Consider the following 23,430-nt stretch of genomic DNA (forward strand, 5'->3'; position numbering starts at 1 on the left):
TCCTTCCGTTCGTCCGGCCGCTCGGGCCGTTCACTCCGGCCGTGTGGGCCGGCCGTTCGCTCTAGCCGAGGTGCGCCGCTGCGTACTCCAAGCTCGTCAGATACGCCGTCGTGTCATCGACGTGCGGAATGCCGTAACGCTCGCGCAGCTCGGGCATGGACGTGGGCAGCACGCCGCCGCTGCACCGGGTGACCTCGCTGACGTCACGCAGGACGGACAGGTAGGAGCGGGTCCGCGCGGCGGTGTTCTCGATGGCGTCCGGGGCGAGCTCGTCGGGGTTCACCACCGGTGGCGGCGTCAGCGAACGCCCCCGTCCGGCGGCGTGTTTGACCAGCACCCGCAGGCAGGCCTCGACATCCATGGCCTCCGGACCGTACGTCACCCAGAACTCGCCCTCCTCGTCGCCGAGTTCGATGGCGCGAAGGACCGCCTTGGACAGCAGGTCCTGCGGGACGAAATCCATCCGGATGCCCGGGTGCGCGGGGACGAAGGGGGCCCTGCCGCGGCCCAGCCAGTCCGACATCAACTGCACGATCTGGCCCTGCGAGGTCCAGCCCGTGGTGGAGTCACCGATGAGGTTGGTGGGACGGAAGACGGTGTGCCGTACCCCGCTGTCGCGCAGGATGTGCTCCGCCTGCCGCTTGGAGCTGATGTAGTTGCGGCAGACGTTGTCCGCGCCGAGCGGCACGGGCGCGGTGTCCGCGAGCGCGGCGACGAACGCCGTGCTCATGAAGTGGACGGTGGCATCCGCCCGTTCGGCGAACTCCGCGACCCGCCGGGTGCCCTCGATGTTGATCGGACGGTAGTCCTCGGCGGGCAGGCCCCACTCGGTCAGGCCCGCGGAGTGGATGACGACGTCGACCTCGGAGGCGAGGGCGGCGTAGCTGTCCTCGTCGAGACCGAAGCGTTCCGCGGTCATCTCCAGGCGCACCGACCGCGCGGCCCCGGCCTCGGGCACCGGCGTGCTGTGGGTGGCGACGACGAACCGCGGACCGTCCGGCTCCCGCAGGAGGGATCGTCCGACGACGCCGGACGCCCCGGTCAGGAGGACGGTGGGACGAGCGCCCGCGCCGCTCACGATGCGGCTCATGCGCGGGAGTCCTTCCAGTCCATCAGCCGTGCCACCGCACGGGCGCCGGCGAACAGGACCGGGTCGGGTGGGAAGGAGGCGGGCGGCTTGCGCCGCTCGTCGTCCACGAAGAGCAGCCGGGAGTAGTCCGTGTCCTTGCCGAGCGTGAGGTCGCGCAGGACCTTGCCACCGGTGTGGGTGGCCGCGATGCCGTTGCCGCAATAGCCGTACCCGTACAGGACGTTGCCGCCGCCGAGCCGGCCGAAGTGCGGGGCGAAGTCACGGACGACGTCGGCGGTCCCGCCGTACGCGTAGCTGAACTCCACGTCGCCCCACATCGGGAAGAACCGCAGGAACTCCCGGTGGATCTCCCGGTAGACCTCGGGCCGGTTCATGTTCCGCTGCCGCTTGTCCCTGCCGTAGTAGTACGGGGCCGGCCCGCCGGCGAACATGATGCGGTTGTCGTGCGTGAAACGGGCACAGGTCAGCAGTGACTTGGCCTCGACCAGGCCCTCCCGCCCCTCCCAGTTCACGCGTCCCAGCTGCGCGTCGGTGAGCGGCTCGCTCACCATCGCGTACGTCCAGATCGGGATGACCTTCCTGCGGAACGGGGGGAAGGCGTCCATGTGGACGTTGGTGGCCAGGACGACCTTGTCGGCCTTGACCTGCCCGCCGGCGGTCACGACAGTCGGCCGCACCCCCGGTTCCACGCGCAGGCAGGGCGAGTTGTCGTAGATCGTCACGCCCTTCTCGCGCACCACGCGGGCGATGCCGCGGGAGAGTTTGAAGGGGTTCACGAGGGCACCGCCGGTGCGCATGCTGCCGAGCACCGCGGGCGAGCCGATGACGGCCTGGGACTCCTCGCGCGGGAGGATCTCCACCCGCGCGGCGCCCATCCGCTCGGCGAGACCGCGATCCTGCTCCAGCCGCTTGAGCTGGGCGGCGTCGGTGGCCACCATCAGGTAGTCGTTCGCCTCGTACTCCGCGTCGACGCGGTTCCTGCGGGCGAACCTGCCGATCTCCAGGATCGACCGGCCGACCGCCTGAGACGCCGCCAGCGCGCGCTGGAGCCCGAACTCCTGCACCAGAGCCTGGATGTCTTTGCCGATGGTGGGCGTGACGAATCCGTCGGCGCGGCCCGAGGCGCCGTATCCGGAGTGGTTCGCCTCGACGATGCGGATATCGAGCGCGGGCTCGGCCTCTTTGAGGAAGTAGGCTGTCCAGAGTCCCGTGAAACCGCCGCCGACGATACAGACGTCGCAGTCGACGCGTTCCCTGAGAGGGGCCTCGAGGGCGACCTTCTCGGTGTCGTGCCAATAGACGACGTGCTTGTACGCGTTCAATGAGTGCTCCTCAAGAGGATCCGCCGGTGAAGCTGCCGGTCACACGGCTTCGAGGACGATCCTCGACAAGCCCAGATGACGGTTCCTGAAGTGGCCGACCGTGGAACTCAGATAGCGCTCGTAGTTGGCGACGTTCTCCTCGCCGGCCACCTTCACGGCCTGATCACGGTTGGCCCGCAACCGGTCGAACCACTCCTGGCAGGTGCGGCTGTAGTGATCCGGATCGTTCCGCAGACGGACGACGTCGAAGCATTTCTCGCTCGATTCGAGAACCTCGGAGAGGGCCGGGATCTCGGACTCCGGGAAGATGATGTCGATGATGAAAAGCAGGTCCCGCACGGTCTGCTTGTCCATCCGGACGTTGTTTCCCTTGATGTTCGTCTGGAGCGCGATCCTGCCGCCCTTGGGCAGCCACGCACGGCAGCGCTCGAAGAACTCGCGGTACGCGGCGACCCGCTCGGCACGTGACAGGCCGGTGCGCGCGAAGTGCTCGAAGGCGCCGATGGAGATGATCGCGTCGTACGGCTCGGCGGGCTCGTGGTCGAGCCAGTTCTCCACCCGCACCTCGGTGCGCTCGAGCGCCAGCCCACGCAGGTGTTCCGCCTGGCTGTCGCTGAGCGTGAGGCCGACGGCCTGCTGCACGCCGTGGGTGCGGACCAGCCGCTGGAGCAGGCTTCCCCAGCCGCAGCCGACGTCGAGGACGCGGCGCGCGCCGGCCGCCCGCGCGCCCTCGACGAGGTAGTCGAGCTTGCGCTTCTGGGCGCTTTCGAGCGTGTCGCCCTCGTCCCACAGCGCACACGTGTACGTGAGGTCCGTGTCCAGCCACAGCGCGAAGAAGTCGTTGGAGACGTCGTAATGGTGCTTGATGGACTCCGCGGTGGCGCCCTGGTAACCGATGGCCGTCACGCGGCGGCGCTGCCCTGCTCGGTCTCCGCGGCGAGCTTCACCAAGTCCCCGACCGTCTTCACGCTCGCGGCCCTGCTCTCGTCGAACTCGATCTCCAGGTCGTCCTCGATGCTGTAGACGATGTCAGCGATCTGCAGGCTCGACAGGCCCACGGAGTCGAAAGCGGTGTCCTCGTTCAGGGTGTATGAATTCGCCTTGCTGCCGAGCTTCTTGGCAATACGGACACATACTTCTTCAGCAGTGATCACGGGGCAGCCTTTCCGATGCACGGTTATGGGATGACCGAGGTTCTGTGAGCCCGCGACGCGCCAGGAAATCGAGGGTGTGATTCCGGAGCAATGGCGTCCGGGGCGCGGGCTGAAGCCGCACGGCGTACCTCGTCCGTGCACTCGTCCTTCACCTTGCGGCGGACGGCTCCGGCACGGGAGTTGCCACGGTACCCAGGTGGCAGTCGGCCGACTATTGCCCTTAAGGGCAATGATCGTTCTTGGTCTGGTTGTTGCTGGCGAAAATGAGTCCGAGGTGTTTTGCTTACCCCAGCCCGTCCGTTCGGTGGCTGTCACGCCGCCCACCTAGGCATCGGGTGTTGCGTCGGGTGCGACCACCCCTTCGTGACCTCCCCGACCCGTACCGCTCCGAGGAGATGTGAAATGGCTGAGGTAGACCTTTCGGCCGGCACGGTGGAGTATCAGGACACCGGAGGCGAGGGTCCGGTCGTGGTCCTGCTGCACGGAGTCGCGATGGACGGCTCCCTGTGGCGGAACGTGGTGGCGCCTCTGCGTTCCGAATTCCGCTGCGTGGTACCGACGTTGCCGCTGGGTGGTCACCGCCGGCCGATGAAGCCGGACGCGGATCTGTCGATCGCGGGTGTCGCCCGGCTGGTCGCGGAGTTCCTCGACCGGCTCGACCTGCGCGACGTCACGCTGGTGATGAACGACTGGGGCGGTGCACAGGCCCTGGTCTCCGAAGGCAGGGACGAGCGGATCGGGCGCCTCGTCATCACCTCGTGCGAGGCGTTCGACAACTTCCCGCCGGGCGTGCCCGGAAGCAACCTCTTCACCTCGGCGAAACTGCCGGGCGGCATCAACTTCGCCTTCAGGTCGCTGAAGTGGAAGCCGATGCGCCGACTGCCCATGACCTGGGGCTGGATGAGCAAGCGGCCGGTCCCGCACGAGGTGATGAACGCCTGGTTCGAAGGGCTCTGGAGTTCCAAGGAGATCCGCCGCGACCTGCGCAAGTACGTGCTCGGGGTGCCGCCGAAGAGTGAACTGCTGGCATGGGCCGAGAAGTTGCGCGACTTCGACCGGCCCGCGCTCGTGGTGTGGGCCGCCGAGGACAAGGTGATGCCGCCCGAGCACGGGCGCAGGCTCGCCGAGCTGCTGCCTCAGGGTCAGCTCGTCGAGATCGAAGACAGCTACACCCTCATCCCCGAGGACCAGCCGGGCCGGCTCAGCGCCCACATCCGGTCCTTCCTGCTGACCGGTCAGGCCACCTCCTCGTAAGAGGCTCCCCGGAGGAGCGCCTCCCGGCGAGAGGACGGCCTCCCACCGGGTGGACGACGGAACTCTGTGGTCGCATCCCGTGCGCGGGAGCGGCGGCGGGACGCGGGGGCGCAGGGAAACGACGTGGAGGACGGTATGACTGAGCCGATGGACGGGCGGACCCGGCGATCGGGGGCGGCCGAGGACGTACGGGCCGGGGGGGCCGGGTCGGCCGAGGGCTGGGCGAGGCACCTGGCCGGGATGCCGGCCGACCGCCGGTCGGCGGCCCTGCTCGACCTGGTCCGCGAAGAGACCGCGGGCCTCGCGGGCACGGACCCGCTCGACATCGACCCGGAGATGGCCTACCGCGACTACGGCTACGGGTCCCTCGCGGCCGTGGAGCTGACCGGTCGGCTGAGCCAGGCCACCGGCCTCGAACTGCCGCTCACCCTGCTCTTCGACCACCCGACGGCGGCCGCCGTCGCGGAGCACCTGCTCGGCCTGCTCGGCTTCGGGCACCCCGAGGACGACGCCCCGGAGGCGGAAGCAACGGGCGCCGGCGCGGCCCCCGGACCTGACGACGACACCATCGCGGTGGTGGGCATGGCCTGCCGCTACCCGGGCGGCGTGGCCTCCCCCGCCGGCCTGTGGGACGTGGTGGCCGACGGGCGCGACGTCGTCTCGGACTTCCCCCGTGACCGGGGCTGGGACCTCGACCGCCTCTTCTCCGCCGATCCCGAGCAGCTCGGCACCAGTTACGCCCGTACCGGCGGATTCCTGGACGCGGTCGCCGACTTCGACGCGGAGTTCTTCGGCATCGCGCGCCGCGAGGCCCTGGCGATGGACCCTCAGCAGCGGCTGCTCCTGCAGACCGTCTGGGAGTCCCTGGAGAACGCGGGCATCGACCCCGGCCGCCTGAGGAAGTCGCGGACCGGCGTGTACATGGGCAGCAGCGGCCAGGACTACGAGAACGTGGCACGGTCCGGCTCCGGCGAGCTGGAGGGGTACTGGGGCATCGGCTCAGCGGGCAGCGTCCTGTCGGGCCGGGTCGCCTACGCGTTCGGCTTCGAGGGCCCGGCCCTCACCGTCGACACGGCCTGCTCGTCGTCGCTGGTGAGCGTCCACCTGGCAGTGCAGGCCCTGCGCAACGGCGAGTGCACGCTGGCCGTTGCAGGCGGCGCCTGCGTGATGGCCACGCCGAAGGTCTTCACCGAGTTCAGCAGGCAGCGGGCGCTCTCGCCGGACGGCAGGTGCCGCTCGTACGCGGAGGCCGCCGACGGCACCGGCTGGGCCGAGGGCATCGGCGTCCTCCTCCTGGAACGCCTCAGCGAGGCCCGCCGCAACGACCACCGCGTCCTCGCCCTCATCCCGGGCACGGCGGTCAACCAGGACGGCGCCAGTAACGGCCTGACCGCCCCGAACGGCGGCTCCCAGCAACGCGTCATCACCCAGGCGCTCACCGACGCCGGTCTGCGCCCCCGCGACATCGACGCGGTCGAGGGGCACGGCACCGGCACCACGCTCGGCGACCCCATCGAGATCGACGCCCTCACGGCCGTGTTCGGCCAGGACCGCCCCGCCGGACAGCCCCTGCGGCTGGGCTCGCTGAAGTCCAACATCGGGCACAGCCAGGCCGCGGCAGGCGTCGGCGGACTGATCAAGATGATCCAGGCGCTCCGTCACGAAGTGCTGCCCAGGACCCTGCACGTCGACCGGCCCACGCCCAAGGCCGACTGGTCCGGTGACGTGGTCTCACTGCTGACCGAGGCCGCCCCGTGGCCGCGCGGCGAGCGGGTCCGCCGGGCCGGGGTGTCGGCCTTCGGCGTGGGCGGGACCAACGCGCATGTCCTCGTGGAGGAGGCGCCCGCCGTGCAGACGGGGACACTCGCGCCCGAGGCCCGGACGCCAAGGTCCGAACTCTCCTCCTCCCCCGGCGCGACGCCCCCCGCGGTGCCGTGGGTGCTGTCCGCCAAGACGCCGGCCGCCCTGCGCGCCCAGGCCCGCCGCCTGCACACCCACCTCACCACCGCCCACCCGGACGCCACCCCCGTCCAGGTCGGCGCCGCCCTCGCCCACACCCGCGCCCACTTCGACCACCGAGCCGCCCTCACCGGCACCACCCGCGCCGAACTCCTCGACGCGGTCGCGGCGGTCGCCCGGGGGGAGGAGGCGGATCAGGTGACCCGGGCCCGCGCCCGCACCGGAAAGACCGTCTTCGTCTTCCCCGGCCAGGGCTCCCAGTGGCTCGGCATGACCCGTGAACTCGTCGCCGCCGAACCGGTGTTCGCCGCCGAGCTCAGTGCCTGCGCCGACGCGCTCGCGCCCTACACCGACTTCTCGCTCGACGAGGTCCTGAACGGGGCGCCCGGCGCTCCCCCGCTGGACCGGGTGGACGTCGTGCAGCCCGCGCTGTTCGCGGTGATGGCGGCACTCGCGGCGCTCTGGCGCCACCATGGCGTGCAGCCGGACGCCGTGGTCGGGCACTCGCAGGGCGAGATAGCGGCCGCGTACGTCGCCGGGGGCCTCTCGCTCCAGGACGCCGCCCGCGTCGTGGCGCTGCGCAGCAAGGCCATCGCGGACATGGCGGGGCGGGGCGGCATGGCGTCGGTGACGGCGTCGCCCGAGCGGCTGCTGCCACTCCTGGAGGACTGGGACGGACTCATCTCCGTAGCCGCCGTCAACGGTCCCTCGTCCATGACGGTCTCGGGGGACCCCGACGCCCTGGACGGGCTTCTCGCCCGCTGCTCGGCCGAGGGCATCTGGGCCCGGCGGATCCCCGTCGACTACGCCTCGCACTCCCCCCAGGTCGAGTCGCTCGAGCAGCGTCTGGCCGAGGTCCTGGCACCGATCGCGCCCCGCTCCGGAGAGGTGGCCTTCCACTCCACGGTCACCGCGGGCGCGTTCGACACCCGCGGCCTCGACGCCGACTACTGGTACCGGAACCTGCGCCGGACCGTGCGGTTCGAGGAGGTCGTCCGCGCGCTGCTCGACCAAGGGCACACCACGTTCATCGAGGTGAGTCCGCACCCGATCCTCACCCTCGCGGTGGAGCAGACCGTGGAGCGGGCAGGGGGCGGGGAGGACGGGACCGGCCGGTCCGCCCCGGCCGTCCTGGGCTCGGCCCGGCGCGAGCGGGAACAGGCGCAGTTCACGGCCTCGCTGGCCGCCGCGCATGCCCACGGGGTGCCCGTGCGCTGGGACGCGATGTTCGACCCGGCCGCCGCGCGTGACGTCGAACTCCCCACGTACGCCTTCGAGTCGACCCGTTACTGGGCGGCGCCCAGGGCCGCCGTGGGCGACGTAGGAACAGCCGGACTGCATTCCACCGGGCACCGGCTCCTGACCGCCGGAGCCGAACTGGCCGACGGCAGCGGGTGGGTGTTCACCGGGCGTGTCTCGCGGGACACCCACGGCTGGCTGGACGATCACGCCGTCTACGGCACGGTCCTGCTGCCGGGCACCGCCTTCGTGGACATGGCCGTCCTCGCCGCCTCGCACGTCGGCTGCGACATGGTCGAGGAGCTGACGCTGGAGGAGCCGCTGGTACTCCCCGACGAGGGCGCCGCCGACCTCCAGGCGTCGGTCGGCGCCCCGGACGGCCGGGGACGACGGCCGGTGGCGGTCCACTCCCGGCCGGCCGACGCGGCGGGCGGCGACGGCTGGACACGGCATGCCGCGGGCTTCCTGGCGCCCGCCCCGGCGCACGGTGGCGGCGCCCCCGGCCCCGTCTCCTGGCCCCCGTCGGGCGCCGACCCGCTGGACGTCGACGGCCTCTACGACCGGCTCGCCGATCGGGGCTTCGACTACGGACCCGTCTTCCGCGGGCTGCGCGCGGCCTGGCGGCGCGACGGTGCGCTCCTCGCCGAGGTGGACGCCGCGACGGCCGACGGCAGCGGGGGCACCGAGGGGTACGAGGTGCACCCGGCCCTGCTCGACGCCGCGTTCCACGCCCAGCTGACCGAACTGGCCGGTGACGGCGGAGGGTCCGGGCAGGCGTGGCTGCCGTTCACCTGGTCCGGGGTACGCGTCATCCGGGCCGGCGCCACACATCTGCGGGTGTCCCTCACCGCACTCGGCGAGGGCACCGTCCGGATGTCCGCGTTCGACGAGGCAGGCGCCCCGGTGGTCACTGTCGACTCGGTCGTGGCCCGCCCGGTGGCCCCTTCCCGCCTGGCCGGCGGGCGCGGTCCGGCCGACTCCCTCTTCCGTGTGGACTGGCAGGCGGCACCGGCCCCGGACCCCGGACCCGTGTCCGGACACTGGGCGGTCCTGGCCGAGGACGGGACGACCGTGGCGCGCCCGGGTGCCGTGAGCGGCTCGGACGCCGGGGCCGGCTCGGACGCCCCCACCGGCTCCGCGGCCGCGCACTTCCCCACCTACCCCGCCCTCTCCGACCTCGCCGGCGCGCTCGACGCGGGCGGACCCGTGCCGGACACCGTCGTCGCGTTCGTGCCTGCGGCCCACGGCAGGCCCACGGCGGAGGCGGCCCGGGCCCGCGCCCACCACACCCTCGCACTGCTGCGCGGCTGGCTGGCCGATGAGCGGTTCGCCGACGCGCGCTTGGTGCTGGTCACCCGGAACGCCGTGGCCACCGCTCCCGGCGCGTCCGTCGCCCCCGACCTCGCGCCCCTGTGGGGGCTGGTGCGTACCGCGCAGTCCGAGCACCCCGGGCGCTTCACGCTCGTCGATCTGGCCGGTGACGCCTCGGAGGATCCTGCACGCCTCCTGCCCCTCGCGCTGGCCGCCGGGGAACCTCAGGTCGCCGTACGCAACGGCGTGCTCCACGTCCCGCGTGTCGTCCGTGTCCGCGGCGCCTCCGGCGGGCCGCTCCCCTTCGACCCGGACGGCACGGTCCTGATCACCGGGGGCACCAGCGGGATCGGCGCTCAGCTGGCCCGGCATCTCGCCGCCGAACGGGGCGCGCGGCATCTGCTCCTGGCCAGCCGTCGCGGCCGGGACGCCGAGGGCGTGTCGGAGCTGACGGCCGAACTGGTCGGCCTCGGCGCCCAGGTCACCGTAGCGGCCTGCGACGTCACGGACCGGCCGGCGACGGCGGCGCTCCTCGCGTCGGTCGACGCCGCGCATCCGCTGACCGCCGTCGTCCACTCCGCGGGAACGCTCGACGACGGCCTTCTGGAGACGCTGACGCCCGAGCGGCTGGACCACGTGCTGCGCCCCAAGGTGGACGCGGCGCTGCACCTGCACGAGCTGACCGAGTCCGTGCCGCTCGCCGCGTTCGTCCTGTTCTCCTCGGTCGCGGGCACCTTCGGCGGCCCGGGGCAGGGCAACTACGCGGCGGCCAACACGTTCCTCGACGCGTTCGCCCAGTGGCGGCGCGCCCAGGGGCTGCCCGCGCTCTCGCTGGCCTGGGGCCTGTGGGAGGAGGCGAGCGACATGACCCGCCACCTCGGGGACACCGAGGTGGCGCAGCTGGGCAGGTCGGGGCTGGCGCCGCTCGCCACCGACGAGGCGCTGCACCTGTTCGACGCGGTGCACGGCGCACAGGACGCGCTGCTGCTGCCCGCCCGGCTCGACCTGGGCGCCCTGCGTGCCCAGGCCCGGGAAGGTTCACTGCCCGGCGTGCTGCGGGCCTTGGTGCCGGCCGCGCAGGGGCTCACGGGCCGGTCGGGCGCGGCGCTGCCCACGCGCCTCGCGGCCGCTCCGCCCGAGGAGCGGGACGCGCTGGTGCTGGCGGCGGTCGCCGCGGAGGTCGCCGTGGTCCTCGGGTACGAGAACTCGGGCGCGGTCGACCCGGAGCGTCCCTTCAAGGAGATGGGCCTGGACTCGCTGGGCGCGGTGCGGCTGCGCAACCGGCTGAGCCAGGTGACCGGGCTCAGCCTGCCGTCCACCCTGGTGTTCGGCCACCCGACGGTTCCGGCGCTCGCCGCGCACCTGCGCACCCTGCTCGACGCGCACGCCGCCGGGAACCACGAGGCGACGGCGCCCGGTGTGCACGCGGATCTGGACCGCCTCGCCGAGCTGCTCCCGTCGGTCGCCGAGACCGACGTGGCGGCGGTGCGCACGAGGCTGCGGTCGCTGCTCGCGGCCCTCGACGACAGAGGCGGCGAGGACGGTGGCGGCCTGCACAGGGAGCGCATCGACGAAGCATCCGCCGACGAGCTGTACGACCTGATCGACAACGACTTGGGGGTGGGCTGAACCATGCCGGACGACGACAAGGCACTGCTGTACCTCAAGCGTGTCACGGCCGAACTGCAGGCCACGCGCCGGCAGTTGAGGCAGGCCGAGCAGCGCGCCCACGAGCCGGTCGCGGTGGTGGGCATGGCCTGCCGCTATCCGGGCGGCGTGTCCTCGCCCGACGAGCTGTGGGACCTGGTGGCCACCGGCCGCGACGTGGTCGCGGACTTCCCCACGGACCGGGGCTGGGACCTGACCCGGCTCTTCCACGACGACCCGGACCACACCGGAACGACGTACGCCAGGGCCGGCGGGTTCCTGGAGGGGGCGACGGAGTTCGACGCCGAGTTCTTCGGCATCGGCCGCACCGAGGCCCTGGCGATGGACCCGCAGCAGCGGCTGCTCCTGCAGACCGTCTGGGAGTCCCTGGAGGACGCGGGCATCGACCCGGGCGGCCTGCGCGGTACGCCGACCGGTGTGTTCGTGGGGACGACGGGCCAGGACTACGCGCAGTTGGCACGGTCGGGGCCGGCCGAGCTGGAGGGCTACTGGGGCATCGGCTCAGCGGGCAGCGTCCTGTCGGGCCGGGTCTCCTACGCGTTCGGCTTCGAGGGGCCGGCCCTCACCGTCGACACGGCCTGCTCGTCGTCGCTGGTGAGCGTCCACCTGGCAGTGCAGGCCCTGCGCAACGGCGAGTGCTCACTGGCCCTGGCGGGCGGCGTGACGGTGATGTCCACACCGGGCGTCTTCACCGAGTTCAGCAGGCAGCGGGCGCTCTCGCCGGACGGCAGGTGCCGTTCGTACGCGGAGGCCGCCGACGGCACCGGCTGGGGCGAGGGAGTCGGGGTCGTCCTGCTGGAGCGCCTCAGCGAGGCCCGCCGCAACGACCACCGCGTCCTCGCCCTCATCCCGGGCACGGCGGTCAACCAGGACGGCGCCAGCAACGGCCTGACCGCACCGAACGGCGGCTCCCAGCAACGCGTGATCAGGCAGGCTCTCGCCGCGGCGCGGCTGCGTCCCGACGACATCGACGCGGTCGAGGGGCACGGCACCGGCACCACGCTCGGCGACCCCATCGAGATCGACGCCCTCGCCACGGTCTACGGCCGCGAACGGACCGCCCCGCACCCGCTGTGGCTGGGCTCGCTGAAATCCAACATCGGGCACAGCCAGGCCGCGGCAGGCGTCGGCGGACTGATCAAGATGGTGCAGGCGCTCCGTCACGAAGTACTGCCCAGGACCCTGCACGTCGACCGGCCCACGCCCAGGGCCGACTGGTCCGGCGGCGGCATCTCCCTGCTGACCGAGGCCACCCCGTGGCACCGCGGCGAGCGGGTGCGCCGGGCCGGGGTGTCCTCGTTCGGCATCAGCGGCAGCAACGCGCACGTCGTGGTGGAGGAGGCGCCGCTCGACGCGTCCCCCGACGCCGGGGCGGCGCCGGAACCGGAGGCCCTGCCGGTGGTGCCGTGGGTGCTGTCCGCCAAGACGCCGGCCGCCCTGCGCGCCCAGGCCCGCCGCCTGCACACCCACCTCACCACCGCCCACCCGGACGCCACCCCCGTCCAGGTCGGCGCCGCCCTCGCCCACACCCGCGCCCACTTCGACCACCGAGCCGCCCTCACCGGCACCACCCGCGCCGAACTCCTCGACGCGGTCGCGGCGGTCGGCGCGGGTGAACTGCCGGGCAACGCCGTACTGGGGGTGGTGGCGCGAGCACGCAAGACCGCCTTCCTCTTCTCCGGGCAGGGGTCCCAGCAGGCCGGCATGGGCAGCGGACTCGCCGCCGCCCACCCGGTGTTCGCCGACGCCCTGGACGCGGCCCGCGCCGAGCTCGACCGGCATCTGGACCTGCCCCTGCGCCAGGTGACGGACGCTCCCGAGGGCACCACCGAGGCGGAGCTGCTGCACCGCACGGACTGGACGCAGCCGGCCCTGTTCGCCCTGGAGGTGGCTCTCTACCGCCTCTTCGAGTCCTGGGGTTTCACGCCGGACTTCCTGATGGGCCACTCGATCGGCGAGCTGTCCGCCGCGCATGTCGCCGGGGTGCTGTCCCTGGCCGACGCGAGCGCGTTGGTCGCCGCGCGCGGCAGGCTCATGCAGGCCCTGCCGGAGGGCGGCGCGATGGTCGCCGTGGAGGCGACGGAGGCCGAGGTCCTGGAGTGCCTGCCCAGCGACGGCCGGCTGGCCGTGGCCGCCGTGAACGGGCCCCGCTCGGTCGTCGTGTCAGGCGCCGCCGATACGCTCACGGCCTGGTTGCGACCATGGCAGGAGCAGGGCCGCCGCACCCGTCGGCTGCGCGTCAGCCATGCCTTCCACTCGCCCCTGATGCGGCCCATGCTCGACGAACTCGCCGCCGTGGCCGGCGGTTTGAGCTATCACGCGCCTGCCGTGCCGATCGTCTCGAACGTGACGGGGACGTTCGCCGACGCGGCCGCCCTGGCCACTCCCGACTACTGGGTCCGCCACGCCGAGCGCCCCGTCCGCTTCCACGACGGGGTACGGTGCCTGGAGGGCGCCGGGGCGACGGCGTTCCTGGAGCTCGGGCCGAGCGGTGTGCTGACCTCGATGACCCGGGACTGCCTGCGCGACCCGGGGTCCGCGGTGCTCGCCGCCGCCCTCGACGGGCGCGCGCCCGAACCCACCGCGCTCATGACCGCGCTCGCCGAGCTGCACACCCACGGGGTGTGCGGCGATCTGGCGGCCGTCCTCCCCCGGGACGCGGCTCGCCGGGTGCCCCTTCCCACGTACGCCTTCCAGCCGCGCCGCCACTGGATCGACGCACCGCAGCCCGTCCGGGGCACGGACCCCGGCCCGTCCGGGGACCAGGCGGCCCCGGCACCGGCCGCACAGGAACAGCCGGAGCGGCCCGGACCGGAGCGAGCGGACCAGGAGCGGGCGGACCAGGAGCGGGACGTCCTCGGGATGGTCCGCACGCAGGTGGCCATCGTCCTCGGCTACGACGACGGCACACCGATCGACCCGGACCGCACGCTGCTGGAGCTCGGCATCGATTCGCTCGGCGCCGTCCGCTTCCAGCGGCGCCTGGTCGCGGTCACCGGCCTCGACCTTCCGGCGACCCTCCTGGTCGACCACCCCACCCCCTCGGCTCTCGCCGAGCACCTGCGGCCACTGCTCGCCCCGAGCCCCCCGAGCGGCCCCGCCGACCTGCTCAGGGACCTGCACCGGCGAGGGCAACTCGGTGACGCAGTGCCGCTGCTGCGAGCCGCCGCCGCGGACCGGCCCGTCTTCGCCACGGCCGAACGGCCTGCGGGACCGGTGGAGTCCGTACTGGTCTCCGACGGCCCCGCCACGCCCGCCGTGGTCTGCGTGCCGTCCTTCCTGGCCGGGTCGGGACCGCACCAGTTCGCCCGGTTCGCCGCCGGATTCACCCGGCGGCCGCGGATGTCCGCGCTCACCCTGCCGGGTTTCGGCACCTCGCCGCTGCTGCCCGGCTCGTGGCGGGCGGCGGTCGACAGCCTGGCCGCCGCCGCGCTGTCCACCGCGGGCGGTGCCCCGCTGGTCCTGGCGGGGCACTCCATCGGCGGCGCTCTCGCGCACGCCGCCGCCGCGTCGCTGGAGCGCGCCGGGCACCGCGTCGAAGGGGTGGTGCTGATCGACACGTACTGGCCCGAGCCCGCGCAGCAGCAAGCGGTGTTCGCCTGGGCGATGGGCCGCATCCTCGACCGGGACGGCGCGCCCGCCGACATCGACGACGCCGGCGTGCTGGCCATGGGCGGCTATCTGGGGCTCTTCGACGACTGGGCCGCCGACCCGCTGGCGGCGCCCGCGCTGCTCGTGACCGCCGAGCGGGGGCCCGACGCGCCCGACGCGGCGGCCTGGCGGCTCTGGCAGGCCGCGGCCACCGTCACGCCCGTCACCGGCGACCACTTCTCGCTCCTCGAGGAGCACGCCGCTCACACGGCACGCACCGTCGAGGACTGGCTTCGAAAGGAACTGTCATGCAGCCCGTCGGCATAGTCGACTTCGGGAGCTATCTGCCGGAGAACGTGGTGGGGCCCGAGTTCTTCCAGGACGGGAGCGCCCCGGTGGACCCGCTCGCCAACACACCGCTGTTCCGTGTGCCTCCCACCCGGCACCACGTCGCCCCCGGCGAACGGGCCGCAGACATGATCGCCAAGGCGGCCCGGCCGGTCTTCGAGCGCCTCGGCAAGGAGCCGGCGGGCCAGGTCGACGTGCTGCTGACGAACGTGCTGCTGCCGGACGAGCCGTTCATGGGCGTCGGTGCCCAGGCCGCGCACGCCCTCGGCATCGATCCCGAGTGGATCGTGGACCTGCACAACGGCGGCTGCGCCTCGTTCCCGTACATGCTCGCGCTGGCCCAGAAGATCATGGCCGACGGAGCGGCACGCACCGCGCTGATCGCCAATGTGCAGAACACCGCGGGCCAGATGTTCGCCCAGTCCGAGGTGCGCAAGCTGTCGCACGCGCCGATCCCGGGCGACGGCTGCGGGGTGGCCTATCTGGAGGCCGGTGCCGGCTCGCCGCTCCTCGGAGTACGGACGCGCAGCATACCGGCGTACTCCGTGGACCTCGGCATCAAGACCCCGGACGGGCGCAAGTACTGGGAGCCGGGGCAGGGCCAGATGGACATCGGTTTCGACGCCGACAAGACGACCGAGATCCTCCAGCGCGGCAACACGCTCGTGCCCGAGCTCGTCGGGAAGCTCTGTTCCGACCTCGGGGAACGGCCGTCCGACATCGACGTGCTCGTCACCAACCAGCCGAACCGGATCTTCCTGAAGAACTGGCGGCAGGCCCTGAAAGTGGACGAGGCACGGCATCTGGACACCTTCGACCGCTACGGGAACCTGTACGGCGCAGCCGTGCCCGTCACCCTCGACCAGGCGGCCCGCGACGGAGTCCTGCGCGACGGCGACCTCGTGGTCATGTCGGGGTTCGCGCACGCCGGTGACTTCGCGGCCGCCGCGGCGGTGCGCTGGACCGGCGCCTCGTGAGCCGGCCGTCCCAGCGGGCCGGGCGGTCCGGCGAGAGCGACCGGTCCGAGGCGGCAGATGGGATCGAGGAGCGGTTCGGTGGTGCGGAACACCTGGGCGGAAAAGAGGAGTTCGACGTGATCGTGGTCGGCGCGCGCTGCGCCGGGGCCACGCTCGGCGCGCTGCTCGCACGCCGCGGTCTGCGCGTCGCCGTGCTCGACCAGGCCACCGAGATCCGCTCGACCCTCTCCTCGAACATCCTCCAGGCCGACTCCCTGGCGTTCCTGAACCGCCTCGGCGTGTGGGAGCGGCTGCGCGCGGCCGGAGTCACCACCATGAGCCACATCGACATGCGCCTGGAGGAGTTCCGCTGCCGGGCCGCGTTCCCGCAGGAGCCCGGCGACGTGGGCGGCGCGGCGTGCATCCGCCGCGAGGTCCTCGACCCGGTCCTGGTGGACGCGGCCCGCTCCTCCGGCGCCGAGGTACGGCTGGGCACCCGGGTCGTCGCGGTGATCCGGGAAGGCGGGCGCGTCACGGGAGTCCGGGCGGTGTCGGGTGGCGTCGAGACGCGGCTGCGGGCCCGCCTGGTGGTCGGCGCGGACGGGCGCAACTCGAAGGTCGCCGAGGCGTGCGGGTCCCGCATGTACCACGTGAGTCCCGGGGAACGCAGCTACTACTGGACGTACTTCGAGGGCTCGGACACCGGTCCGCGGCCGACGTTCGTCTTCCACCGCTGGGGCGACCGGCACATGCTGGGTGGCCCCGCCGACAACGGTCTCTACATCGTGGGGGTCTCCCCGCAGCAGCACGAGCGGGAGAGCTTCCGCGCCGACCTCGACGGCTCCCTGCACGCCCACGCGATGCGCTGCGCGCCGATCGCCGAGGCTCTCGCGGGCGCCACCAGGGTGAGCAGGATCTACGGCATCCGGCGCTTCTTCGGCTACTTCCGCGAGGCGGCGGGCGCCGGCTGGGTGCTGCTCGGAGACGCCGGGCACTTCAAGGACCCGGCGGGCGGGCGCGGTATCGGTGACGCCTTCCACCAGGCGGAACGACTCGCCGACGGGGTCGCCGACGCCATCGGATCGCGCGCCGGGATCGACCGCGCCGTCGCGGAGTTCGGCCGATGGCGGGACCGCACCTATGCCGAGTACTACGGCCTGGCCGCGGACCTCGGCGTGACCGGACCCATCGCGGGCGTCGTCCCGCGGGTCGTGCGCGGGCTGCACGCGCGCGGCCGGCTCGACGGCGTCCTGAACCTGCTGAGCCACCGGTCCTCCGTCCTGGAGGTCCTCACCCCGGCACGGGTGCTCGGCGCCACGGGCGGCCACCTGCTGCGCGCCCCCGGCCAACGCCGCGCCACGCTCGGCGAGCTGGGGCGGCTCGCGACCACCGAGATCCGGCGCAGGAACGCGATGCGCAAACCCGTCTTCCAGAGCAGCCCGGCGCCGACCCCGGCGCAGCAGGACACGCCCGAACCGGAGTTGAGCCGATGACCAGCCTGATCCCGCCCCCCGCCGCGCGCGGCCAACTGCCGCCCCCTGGCGTCGAGCTGGCCTTCGACCAGACGGTGCCCCGCTCCCTCGCCCACCGCAGGCAGATCGGGGAGGTGTTCGTCAGCGACTCCGCACAGGGACCCGACGGCGACTTCCACCTCTCCTTCCAGATCCCGCGTGCGCACAGCCTCTGGTCGGACCGACGCGAGGGCTTCCACGACCCGTTCGCGTCCGCCGAGGCCGCGCGGCAGTCCATCTTCGTGCTGCTGCACCGCCATGTCGGTGTTCCCGTCGGACTGCCCTTCAGCCTCCAGCGCATCAGGCTGCGGGTGACGGACCCGCAGGCGTATGCCAGCGACGGGACGTCGGCGCTCCAGGGATACGTGCACTACCGCGTCGCCGAACGCCAGAGCAAGGGCTCCGACCTGGTGAGCATGGTCCTCGAAGGCGCCATGGAGATCGGCGGACGCCCGGCGATGACCCTGAGCGCGGTGCTCGCCTTCATGTCGCAGGAGGACTACGACATCTTCCGGGCCTTCCAGCGGGCGCAGAAGCCGGTGGCCGACGCCCGCCTGACCCCGGCACGGCGGCTGGACGCCGGCCTGGTGGGGCGCGAGAACCCGCGCAACGTCGTCATCGGACTGCCGGAACAGGGGGCGGGGACGGACGGCGGGCCCGACGACGGCGCGCCCCGCTACCTGCTGGCGGCCGACCCGCACCACCCCGCCTTCTTCGACCACGAGTACGACCACGTGCCGGGCCCCCTGATGGTCGAGGGCATGAGACAGGCCGCCGTGGCCGCGGCCTGCCGGGCCGGGGTGATGGCCACCCCGCACGCCCTCACCGTCGGCTGCGAAGCGGCCTTCCTGGACTTCGCCGAGTTCGAGGCGGACCTGGTCCACGAGGCGGAGGCCGGCGCCCAGGGCGCCGACGGCCGCGTCCCCGTGGCCGTGGTCCTGCGGCAGTTCGGCAAACCGATCGTCGAGGGCCGCATCGACCTGCTTCCCGACGCGGCCCCGCGTCCCCAATCGACCGCGCGAGCGCACGGAGTCTGATCCATGGCAGTTGCACACACAGGTAGAAGCGCAAGCCACCGGCGGCGCGTGGCAGTCGTGGGGGCAGGCATCTCCGGCCTCACCGCTGCGCTCCGCCTCGACCTCCTCGGGTACGACGTCGAACTCGTCGAGGCGGCCGGGGTCCTCGGCGGCCGCTTCGGCCTCGACAAGCTCGGCGACCGGCAGGTCATGACGGGCGGCAAGAACATCGGCCGCCGCTACCACACGTTCCGCTGGTTCACCTCGGAACTCGGCGTGGACGCGTACGAGTCCTTCGGTTACAACGCGTCCCGCATCAAGGACGGCGAGATCCTCACCCTCGACAGCGAGCGGCGGGGCCAGACCCTGAAGAACATCCGGCGGATGGGCTCGGCCCGCGACTTCGCGCGGATGGCGGCGATGGCGGCACGGATCCGCGCCGACGAGCGCAACCGCTTCCTCGGTTCGCGCTACTTCAGCGGCATCTCGCGGCGCCACGACCACGCCCCACTCAGCTCCTTCTTCGGGACCGAGATGACGGACATGCTGGTGCGGCCCATGGTCATCCGCAACAACGGGGCAGAACCCGACGAGGTCTACCCCGGCACGTTCGGCACCAACCTGGCCATGCTGATGGACCATTACGATCAGCTGGCCGGTGGCATCCAGCCGGTCCTGGACGCGTTCGCCAAACGGGTCCCGGTGCGGCTCGGCGCCACCGTGGAAGGCCTGGAGGTCCGCGACGGCAAGGTCACCGGACTGCGCATCTCCGAGGACGGGGCGCCCGCGCGGACCAGCGACTACGACGGCGTGGTGCTCGCCACGCCGGCCTACGCGACAGCCGAGATCGTCCGCTCCGTGCGGCCCGCGCTCGCCCGGCGACTGTCGAACGTGAACTACTTCCCTTCCACCGTGGTGCTCGTCGAGTACGACCGGCCCGTCTTCGGCCACGACGTGCGCGCCCTCGCCATGGACGACGGACCGTGCAGCAACGCCGGTTCGTACGGCATGGAGGAGCGGCACATCGTCCGCTACACGTACAGCGGGCGCGAGGGGCGCCTGACCGACCACAGCCCGGAGAACATCGACCGGCTGACCGGTGAGGCCGAGGAGCGGCTGGTGAAGTACCTGGGAGCGCCTCGCGCCGAGCGCGTCAACCTCCTGGTCAAGCACTGGGAAGCGGCCTACAGCGGCTACCTCCCGCACCACGCCGACTTCCTCGCCGAGGTACGGGAGAGTGTCGCGGGCATAGCGGGCCTGGAACTCGCGGGCGACTACATCCAGGGCGTATCCATCGAGGCGTGCGCCCGGACGGGCCGTGCCGCGGCCGGCCGGCTGGCCGCGCACCTCACCTCGCCCTCGGCACCCGCTCCGGTGGCGGCGTGAGCGCCCCGGCCGACTGGGCCGTGGTCACCGGTGCCTCGTCCGGCATCGGCGAGCACCTCGCCCGGGGCCTGGCCGCGCGCGGGTACGGGCTGTGGCTCGTCGCCCGCTCCACCGACGCCCTCGAAGCACTCGCCAAGGAGCTGCGTGACCGGCACGGAGCGCCGGTGCGCGTGCGGACCTGTGATCTCGCGGACCCGGCCGCGCGTCGGGCACTCGAAGAGGAGCTGGCCGGGCAGCCGGTCTCCGTGCTCTGCGCCAACGCGGGCTTCCCCACGTGCGGGCCCTTGGCCGAGAACGACCCCGCCCAGGAGAGCGCCGAGGTCCAGGTCAACGTCGTCTCGCTGCACGCGCTGACGCAGGCGCTGCTGCCCGGCATGCTGGCCCGGCGGCGCGGCGGGATCCTGGTCACCGGCTCGACCGCGGGCTGCCAGCCCGTGCCGACCGCGGCCACCTACTCGGCCAGCAAGGCCTTCGCCAACACCTTCGCCGAGTCGCTGCACGTCGAACTGCGCGGCACCGGGGTGAGCTGCACCCTGCTCGCCCCCGGCCCCGTACGCACCAACTTCTACTCGGTGGGCGGCATGTCACGGCTCCAGGAGCGGAAGTTCCTGGCCTGGCTGACGCCCGAGCGGGTCGCCGAGGCGGGCCTGCGCGGTCTGGCGCAGGGGCGCCGCGTGGTGGTCCCGGGGCCGGTCGCCAAGGCCCAGTACCTCGCGGGCCGTCACACGCCGCGTCCCGTGCTCTTCCCCGTGCTGCGCGCGGCGGTGCTGCCCGTCTTCCGCAACGCCCGAAGCGGCTCCCGCAGGCGCCCCATCAGTCGGTACTCCCCACTTCCGTAAACGAGAGGCACAGGTAAATGGACGGCAGAAAACACCGGTGGTTCATCCTCGGGGCGTCGCTGATACCGCTGGTCGCGGTGTTCGGCGCCATGGCCCTGCTGTGGAACGAGATCTTCAGCTGGTCGGACGTGGTGGTCCTGATCATCATGTACGCGGTCTCCGGCTTCGGTATTTCGGCCGGTTACCACCGGATGCTCACCCACCGCTCGTTCGAGACGTACAAGCCCATCCGCGTCGCCCTGGCCACCGCCGGGGTGATGGCCGGGCAGGGTCCGCCGCTGATCTGGGCGGCGCACCACCGCAAGCACCACCGCGTCGCCGACAAGCCCGGTGACCCGCACAGCCCCCACCTGGACTTCGAGCCGGGCTTCAAGGGCACGATGGCCGGTCTCTGGCACGCCCACCTGGGCTGGCTCTTCGACGTCGATCTCAGCTCCGAACCGATGCGCTACTGCCCGGATCTGGTCCGCGAGAAGCCGCTGCGCTGGCTGAGCGAGAACCTCGTCCTGGTCACCGCCTCCAGCGTCGTACTGCCCGGCCTCATCGCCTACGCCATCACCGGCGGCGACTGGCAGGCCGGCCTCACCGGCATGCTCTGGGGCGGCCTGGTCCGCATCTTCCTGATCAATCACATGACCTACGCGGTCAACTCCGTCGGCCACGTCTTCGGCCGCCGCCGCTACGAGACCACCGACCAGTCACGCAACGTCGCCTGGCTCGCCATCCCTTCGTTCGGCGAGGCCTGGCACAACAACCACCACGCCTTCCCGCGCTCCGCCCGCCACGGCATGAAGTGGTACGAGATCGACCTCTCCGCGATCCTCATCTGGAGCCTGGAGAAGACCCACCTCGCCTGGAAGGTCGTGCGCATCGACCCCGAACGCATGGAGATGCGCGAGGCGGGCGTCAGCCGCGTCCAGGCGGCCTCCCTGGACAAGAGGGAACTTCTGGAGACCCAGCAGAACATCGCGCCCATGGCGGAGCGCCGCCGCGAGGCCCGTGAGGCCGACGCCTCGCTGGTGGACGTGGAATAGCCCGGCCCGCCGGACGAGCAGACGAGTAGACGGGGATCACGTACATGGAGTTCTTCCGCGCCCTGACCAACGGGGCTTCGCACGGCGTGCTGCACGAGTGGACGGGCGAGGAGTTCGAGCACACGCCCTGGCGCGACGTCGTCAGGGACGCTCACGGCATGGCCGCCGAGCTCCGCACCCTCGGCGTCGGGCCGGGCACCCGGGTCGCCGCCATCCTCACCAACACACCCGACACCGTCCGCGGCCTGCTGGCGATCTGGCTGGCCGGCGGCGCGGTGGCCTCGCTGCCGCTGCCCACCCGCGGCCAGAGCCAGGAGGCGTACGGCGAACAGCTGGTGGCGCTCTCCGCGCGGCTGGACCCGACGCTGCTCCTGGTCGACGACTGGCTGACCGCCATGGTCCCCGCGGAGCTCGGCAAGGAGCTGCCGGTCCGAGGCTGGACGGCGCTGCGCGGCGGGGGACGCATCGAGCCGAGCCCGCCGGGCCGGGACGACGTGGCCTTCATCCAGTACTCGTCGGGGTCCACCAGTACCCCCAAGGGCTGCGCGCTGACCACCCGCGCCATCGAGCAGCAGTTGGAGATCATCCTGCACCTGACCGGCGGTCGCCCCGGCGCCGACACGGTCGCCTCCTGGCTGCCGCTCTCGCACGACATGGGCATGTTCGGCTGTCTGCTGTACTCGTGGGCGTACGATTTCGACTTCGTGCTGTCGTCGCCCGACCGGTTCGGGATGGCGCCGCGTACCTGGTTCCGGGACATGTCGGAGTACGGGGCGACCATGACGGCGGGCACGAGCACCGCCGTGTACCTCGCGGCGCGGGCGCAGGGCCGGGGGGCGCTCCCCAAGGAGCTGAAGCTGCGGGCGGCCGTGATCGGGGCGGAACGTGTCGACTGGGACACGCTGGCGGCGGCGACGGAGAAGTTCCGGCCGTTCGGTCTGTCCGACACCGCGTTCCAGCCCGCCTACGGCATGGCCGAGGCGACGCTCGCGGTGACCGGGAAGCCGTGGGACCAGGCGCCCAAGGCGCTCCGCTTCGACGGTCCCGCGCTCGTCGAGGGCTCGGTGGTCGAGGTCGAGCCCGACCATCCGAAGGCAGTCAGGCTGGTCTCCAACGGCCTGACGCTGCCCGGGGTGTCGGTCCGGGCGGGCAGCGGCGGCGGCATCTCGGAGATCCTGGTGTCGTCACCGAGCCTGGCCGAGGGCTACTACGGGGACCCCGGGCGCACCGCCGCGCGGTTCCAGGACGGCTGGCTGCACACCGGCGACCTCGGCTTCGTGCGCGACGACGAGCTGTACGTCCTCGGGCGGGTCGACGACATGCTCTCGGTGGGCGGCCGGAAGGTCTACGCCTCCGAGATCGAGTCGGCGGTCGACTCCCTGAAGAACGTCCGCAAGGGCTGCGCCGCCGTCGTCGACGCGGGCGACTCGGGCATGTCCCGGCTCGTGCTCATGGTGGAGCCCCAGGGCAACCCGAAGGACTTCCGGCCGATCGCCGAGGAGGCCGCCTCGCTGGCCCTGGAGAAGGCGGGGGTCGCGCTCGCGGAGTGCCTGTTCCTGGCGCGAGGAGTGCTCCCCAAGACGCCCAGCGGGAAGATCCAGCGGTTCCGCTGCCGCGCGCTGCTCGACGACGGTCGGCTCGTGCCCGTGGCGCGGGTGACGTTCGCCTGACGGGCACGGGGCGGTGAGGGGACCGGCTCCGCCTGCCCCGCCCCGATCCGCCCGTCCGCCCATGTCCGGAAGACCGCGCGAG

14 protein-coding genes are annotated in these 23,430 nt (G+C 72.6%); 10 read left to right on the forward strand and 4 right to left on the reverse strand.

Annotated features, from left to right (window positions below; translation table 11 throughout):
- Positions 1 to 61: 61 nt before the first annotated feature.
- Genes ACIHEJ_RS06040 through ACIHEJ_RS06055 form a run of 4 tightly spaced genes read right to left on the reverse strand, consistent with a single transcriptional unit; the run spans position 62 to position 3,566 of the window.
- A complete protein-coding gene (locus ACIHEJ_RS06040) occupies positions 62 to 1,090 on the reverse strand; it encodes an SDR family oxidoreductase (RefSeq protein ID WP_400132420.1) in 1,029 nt (342 codons plus the stop codon).
- Positions 1,087 to 2,412 carry an NAD(P)/FAD-dependent oxidoreductase gene (locus ACIHEJ_RS06045; RefSeq protein WP_400132421.1) on the reverse strand — a complete coding sequence of 442 codons (1,326 nt, stop codon included), beginning with the start codon at positions 2,410 to 2,412 and terminating at the stop codon, positions 1,087 to 1,089. The genes ACIHEJ_RS06040 and ACIHEJ_RS06045 overlap by 4 nt, the downstream gene beginning before the upstream one ends.
- 39 nt (positions 2,413 to 2,451) lie before the next feature.
- Positions 2,452 to 3,318, reverse strand: coding sequence for a class I SAM-dependent methyltransferase (locus ACIHEJ_RS06050; protein WP_400132422.1), 867 nt, complete (start codon positions 3,316 to 3,318; stop codon positions 2,452 to 2,454).
- A complete protein-coding gene (locus tag ACIHEJ_RS06055) occupies positions 3,315 to 3,566 on the reverse strand; it encodes an acyl carrier protein (RefSeq protein ID WP_366012129.1) in 252 nt (83 codons plus the stop codon). Before ACIHEJ_RS06055 ends, ACIHEJ_RS06050 begins: the two co-directional genes overlap by 4 nt.
- 402 nt (positions 3,567 to 3,968) lie before the next feature.
- Here ACIHEJ_RS06055 and ACIHEJ_RS06060 point away from each other — a divergent pair, with 402 nt between their 5' ends.
- The 10 genes from ACIHEJ_RS06060 to ACIHEJ_RS06105 all read left to right on the forward strand — a co-directional run bounded on the left by ACIHEJ_RS06060 (position 3,969) and on the right by ACIHEJ_RS06105 (position 23,348).
- Positions 3,969 to 4,820, forward strand: coding sequence for an alpha/beta fold hydrolase (locus ACIHEJ_RS06060; RefSeq protein ID WP_400132423.1), 852 nt, complete (start codon positions 3,969 to 3,971; stop codon positions 4,818 to 4,820).
- 135 nt (positions 4,821 to 4,955) lie between these two features.
- Positions 4,956 to 10,958 carry an SDR family NAD(P)-dependent oxidoreductase gene (locus tag ACIHEJ_RS06065; RefSeq protein WP_400132424.1) on the forward strand — a complete coding sequence of 2,001 codons (6,003 nt, stop codon included), beginning with the start codon at positions 4,956 to 4,958 and terminating at the stop codon, positions 10,956 to 10,958.
- A gap of 3 nt (positions 10,959 to 10,961) precedes the next feature.
- Positions 10,962 to 14,915, forward strand: coding sequence for a type I polyketide synthase (locus tag ACIHEJ_RS06070; protein WP_400132425.1), 3,954 nt, complete (start codon positions 10,962 to 10,964; stop codon positions 14,913 to 14,915).
- Entirely contained in the window at positions 14,897 to 15,913 is a 1,017-nt protein-coding gene (locus ACIHEJ_RS06075; RefSeq protein ID WP_400132426.1) for a 3-oxoacyl-ACP synthase III family protein, read from the forward strand. Before ACIHEJ_RS06070 ends, ACIHEJ_RS06075 begins: the two co-directional genes overlap by 19 nt.
- On the forward strand, positions 15,910 to 17,385 hold the full coding sequence (locus ACIHEJ_RS06080; RefSeq protein WP_400132427.1) for an FAD-dependent oxidoreductase: 1,476 nt from the start codon (positions 15,910 to 15,912) through the stop codon (positions 17,383 to 17,385). Before ACIHEJ_RS06075 ends, ACIHEJ_RS06080 begins: the two co-directional genes overlap by 4 nt.
- Complete coding sequence (locus ACIHEJ_RS06085) at positions 17,382 to 18,440, forward strand: AfsA-related hotdog domain-containing protein (protein ID WP_400132428.1); 1,059 nt, start codon at positions 17,382 to 17,384, stop codon at positions 18,438 to 18,440. Before ACIHEJ_RS06080 ends, ACIHEJ_RS06085 begins: the two co-directional genes overlap by 4 nt.
- A 48-nt stretch (positions 18,441 to 18,488) precedes the next feature.
- Positions 18,489 to 19,805: an FAD-dependent oxidoreductase gene (locus tag ACIHEJ_RS06090; protein WP_400132429.1), complete on the forward strand. Its 1,317-nt coding sequence runs from the start codon at positions 18,489 to 18,491 to the stop codon at positions 19,803 to 19,805.
- On the forward strand, positions 19,802 to 20,644 hold the full coding sequence (locus ACIHEJ_RS06095) for an SDR family NAD(P)-dependent oxidoreductase (RefSeq protein ID WP_400132430.1): 843 nt from the start codon (positions 19,802 to 19,804) through the stop codon (positions 20,642 to 20,644). Before ACIHEJ_RS06090 ends, ACIHEJ_RS06095 begins: the two co-directional genes overlap by 4 nt.
- Positions 20,645 to 20,661: 17 nt before the next feature.
- A complete protein-coding gene (locus tag ACIHEJ_RS06100; RefSeq protein WP_400132431.1) occupies positions 20,662 to 21,678 on the forward strand; it encodes an acyl-CoA desaturase in 1,017 nt (338 codons plus the stop codon).
- Between the two features lie 44 nt (positions 21,679 to 21,722).
- On the forward strand, positions 21,723 to 23,348 hold the full coding sequence (locus ACIHEJ_RS06105; RefSeq protein WP_400132432.1) for an AMP-binding protein: 1,626 nt from the start codon (positions 21,723 to 21,725) through the stop codon (positions 23,346 to 23,348).
- Positions 23,349 to 23,430: the final 82 nt, after the last annotated feature.

The sequence above is a fragment of the Streptomyces sp. NPDC052301 genome (genome assembly GCF_044593395.1).
Taxonomy (GTDB): Bacteria; Actinomycetota; Actinomycetes; order Streptomycetales; family Streptomycetaceae; genus Streptomyces.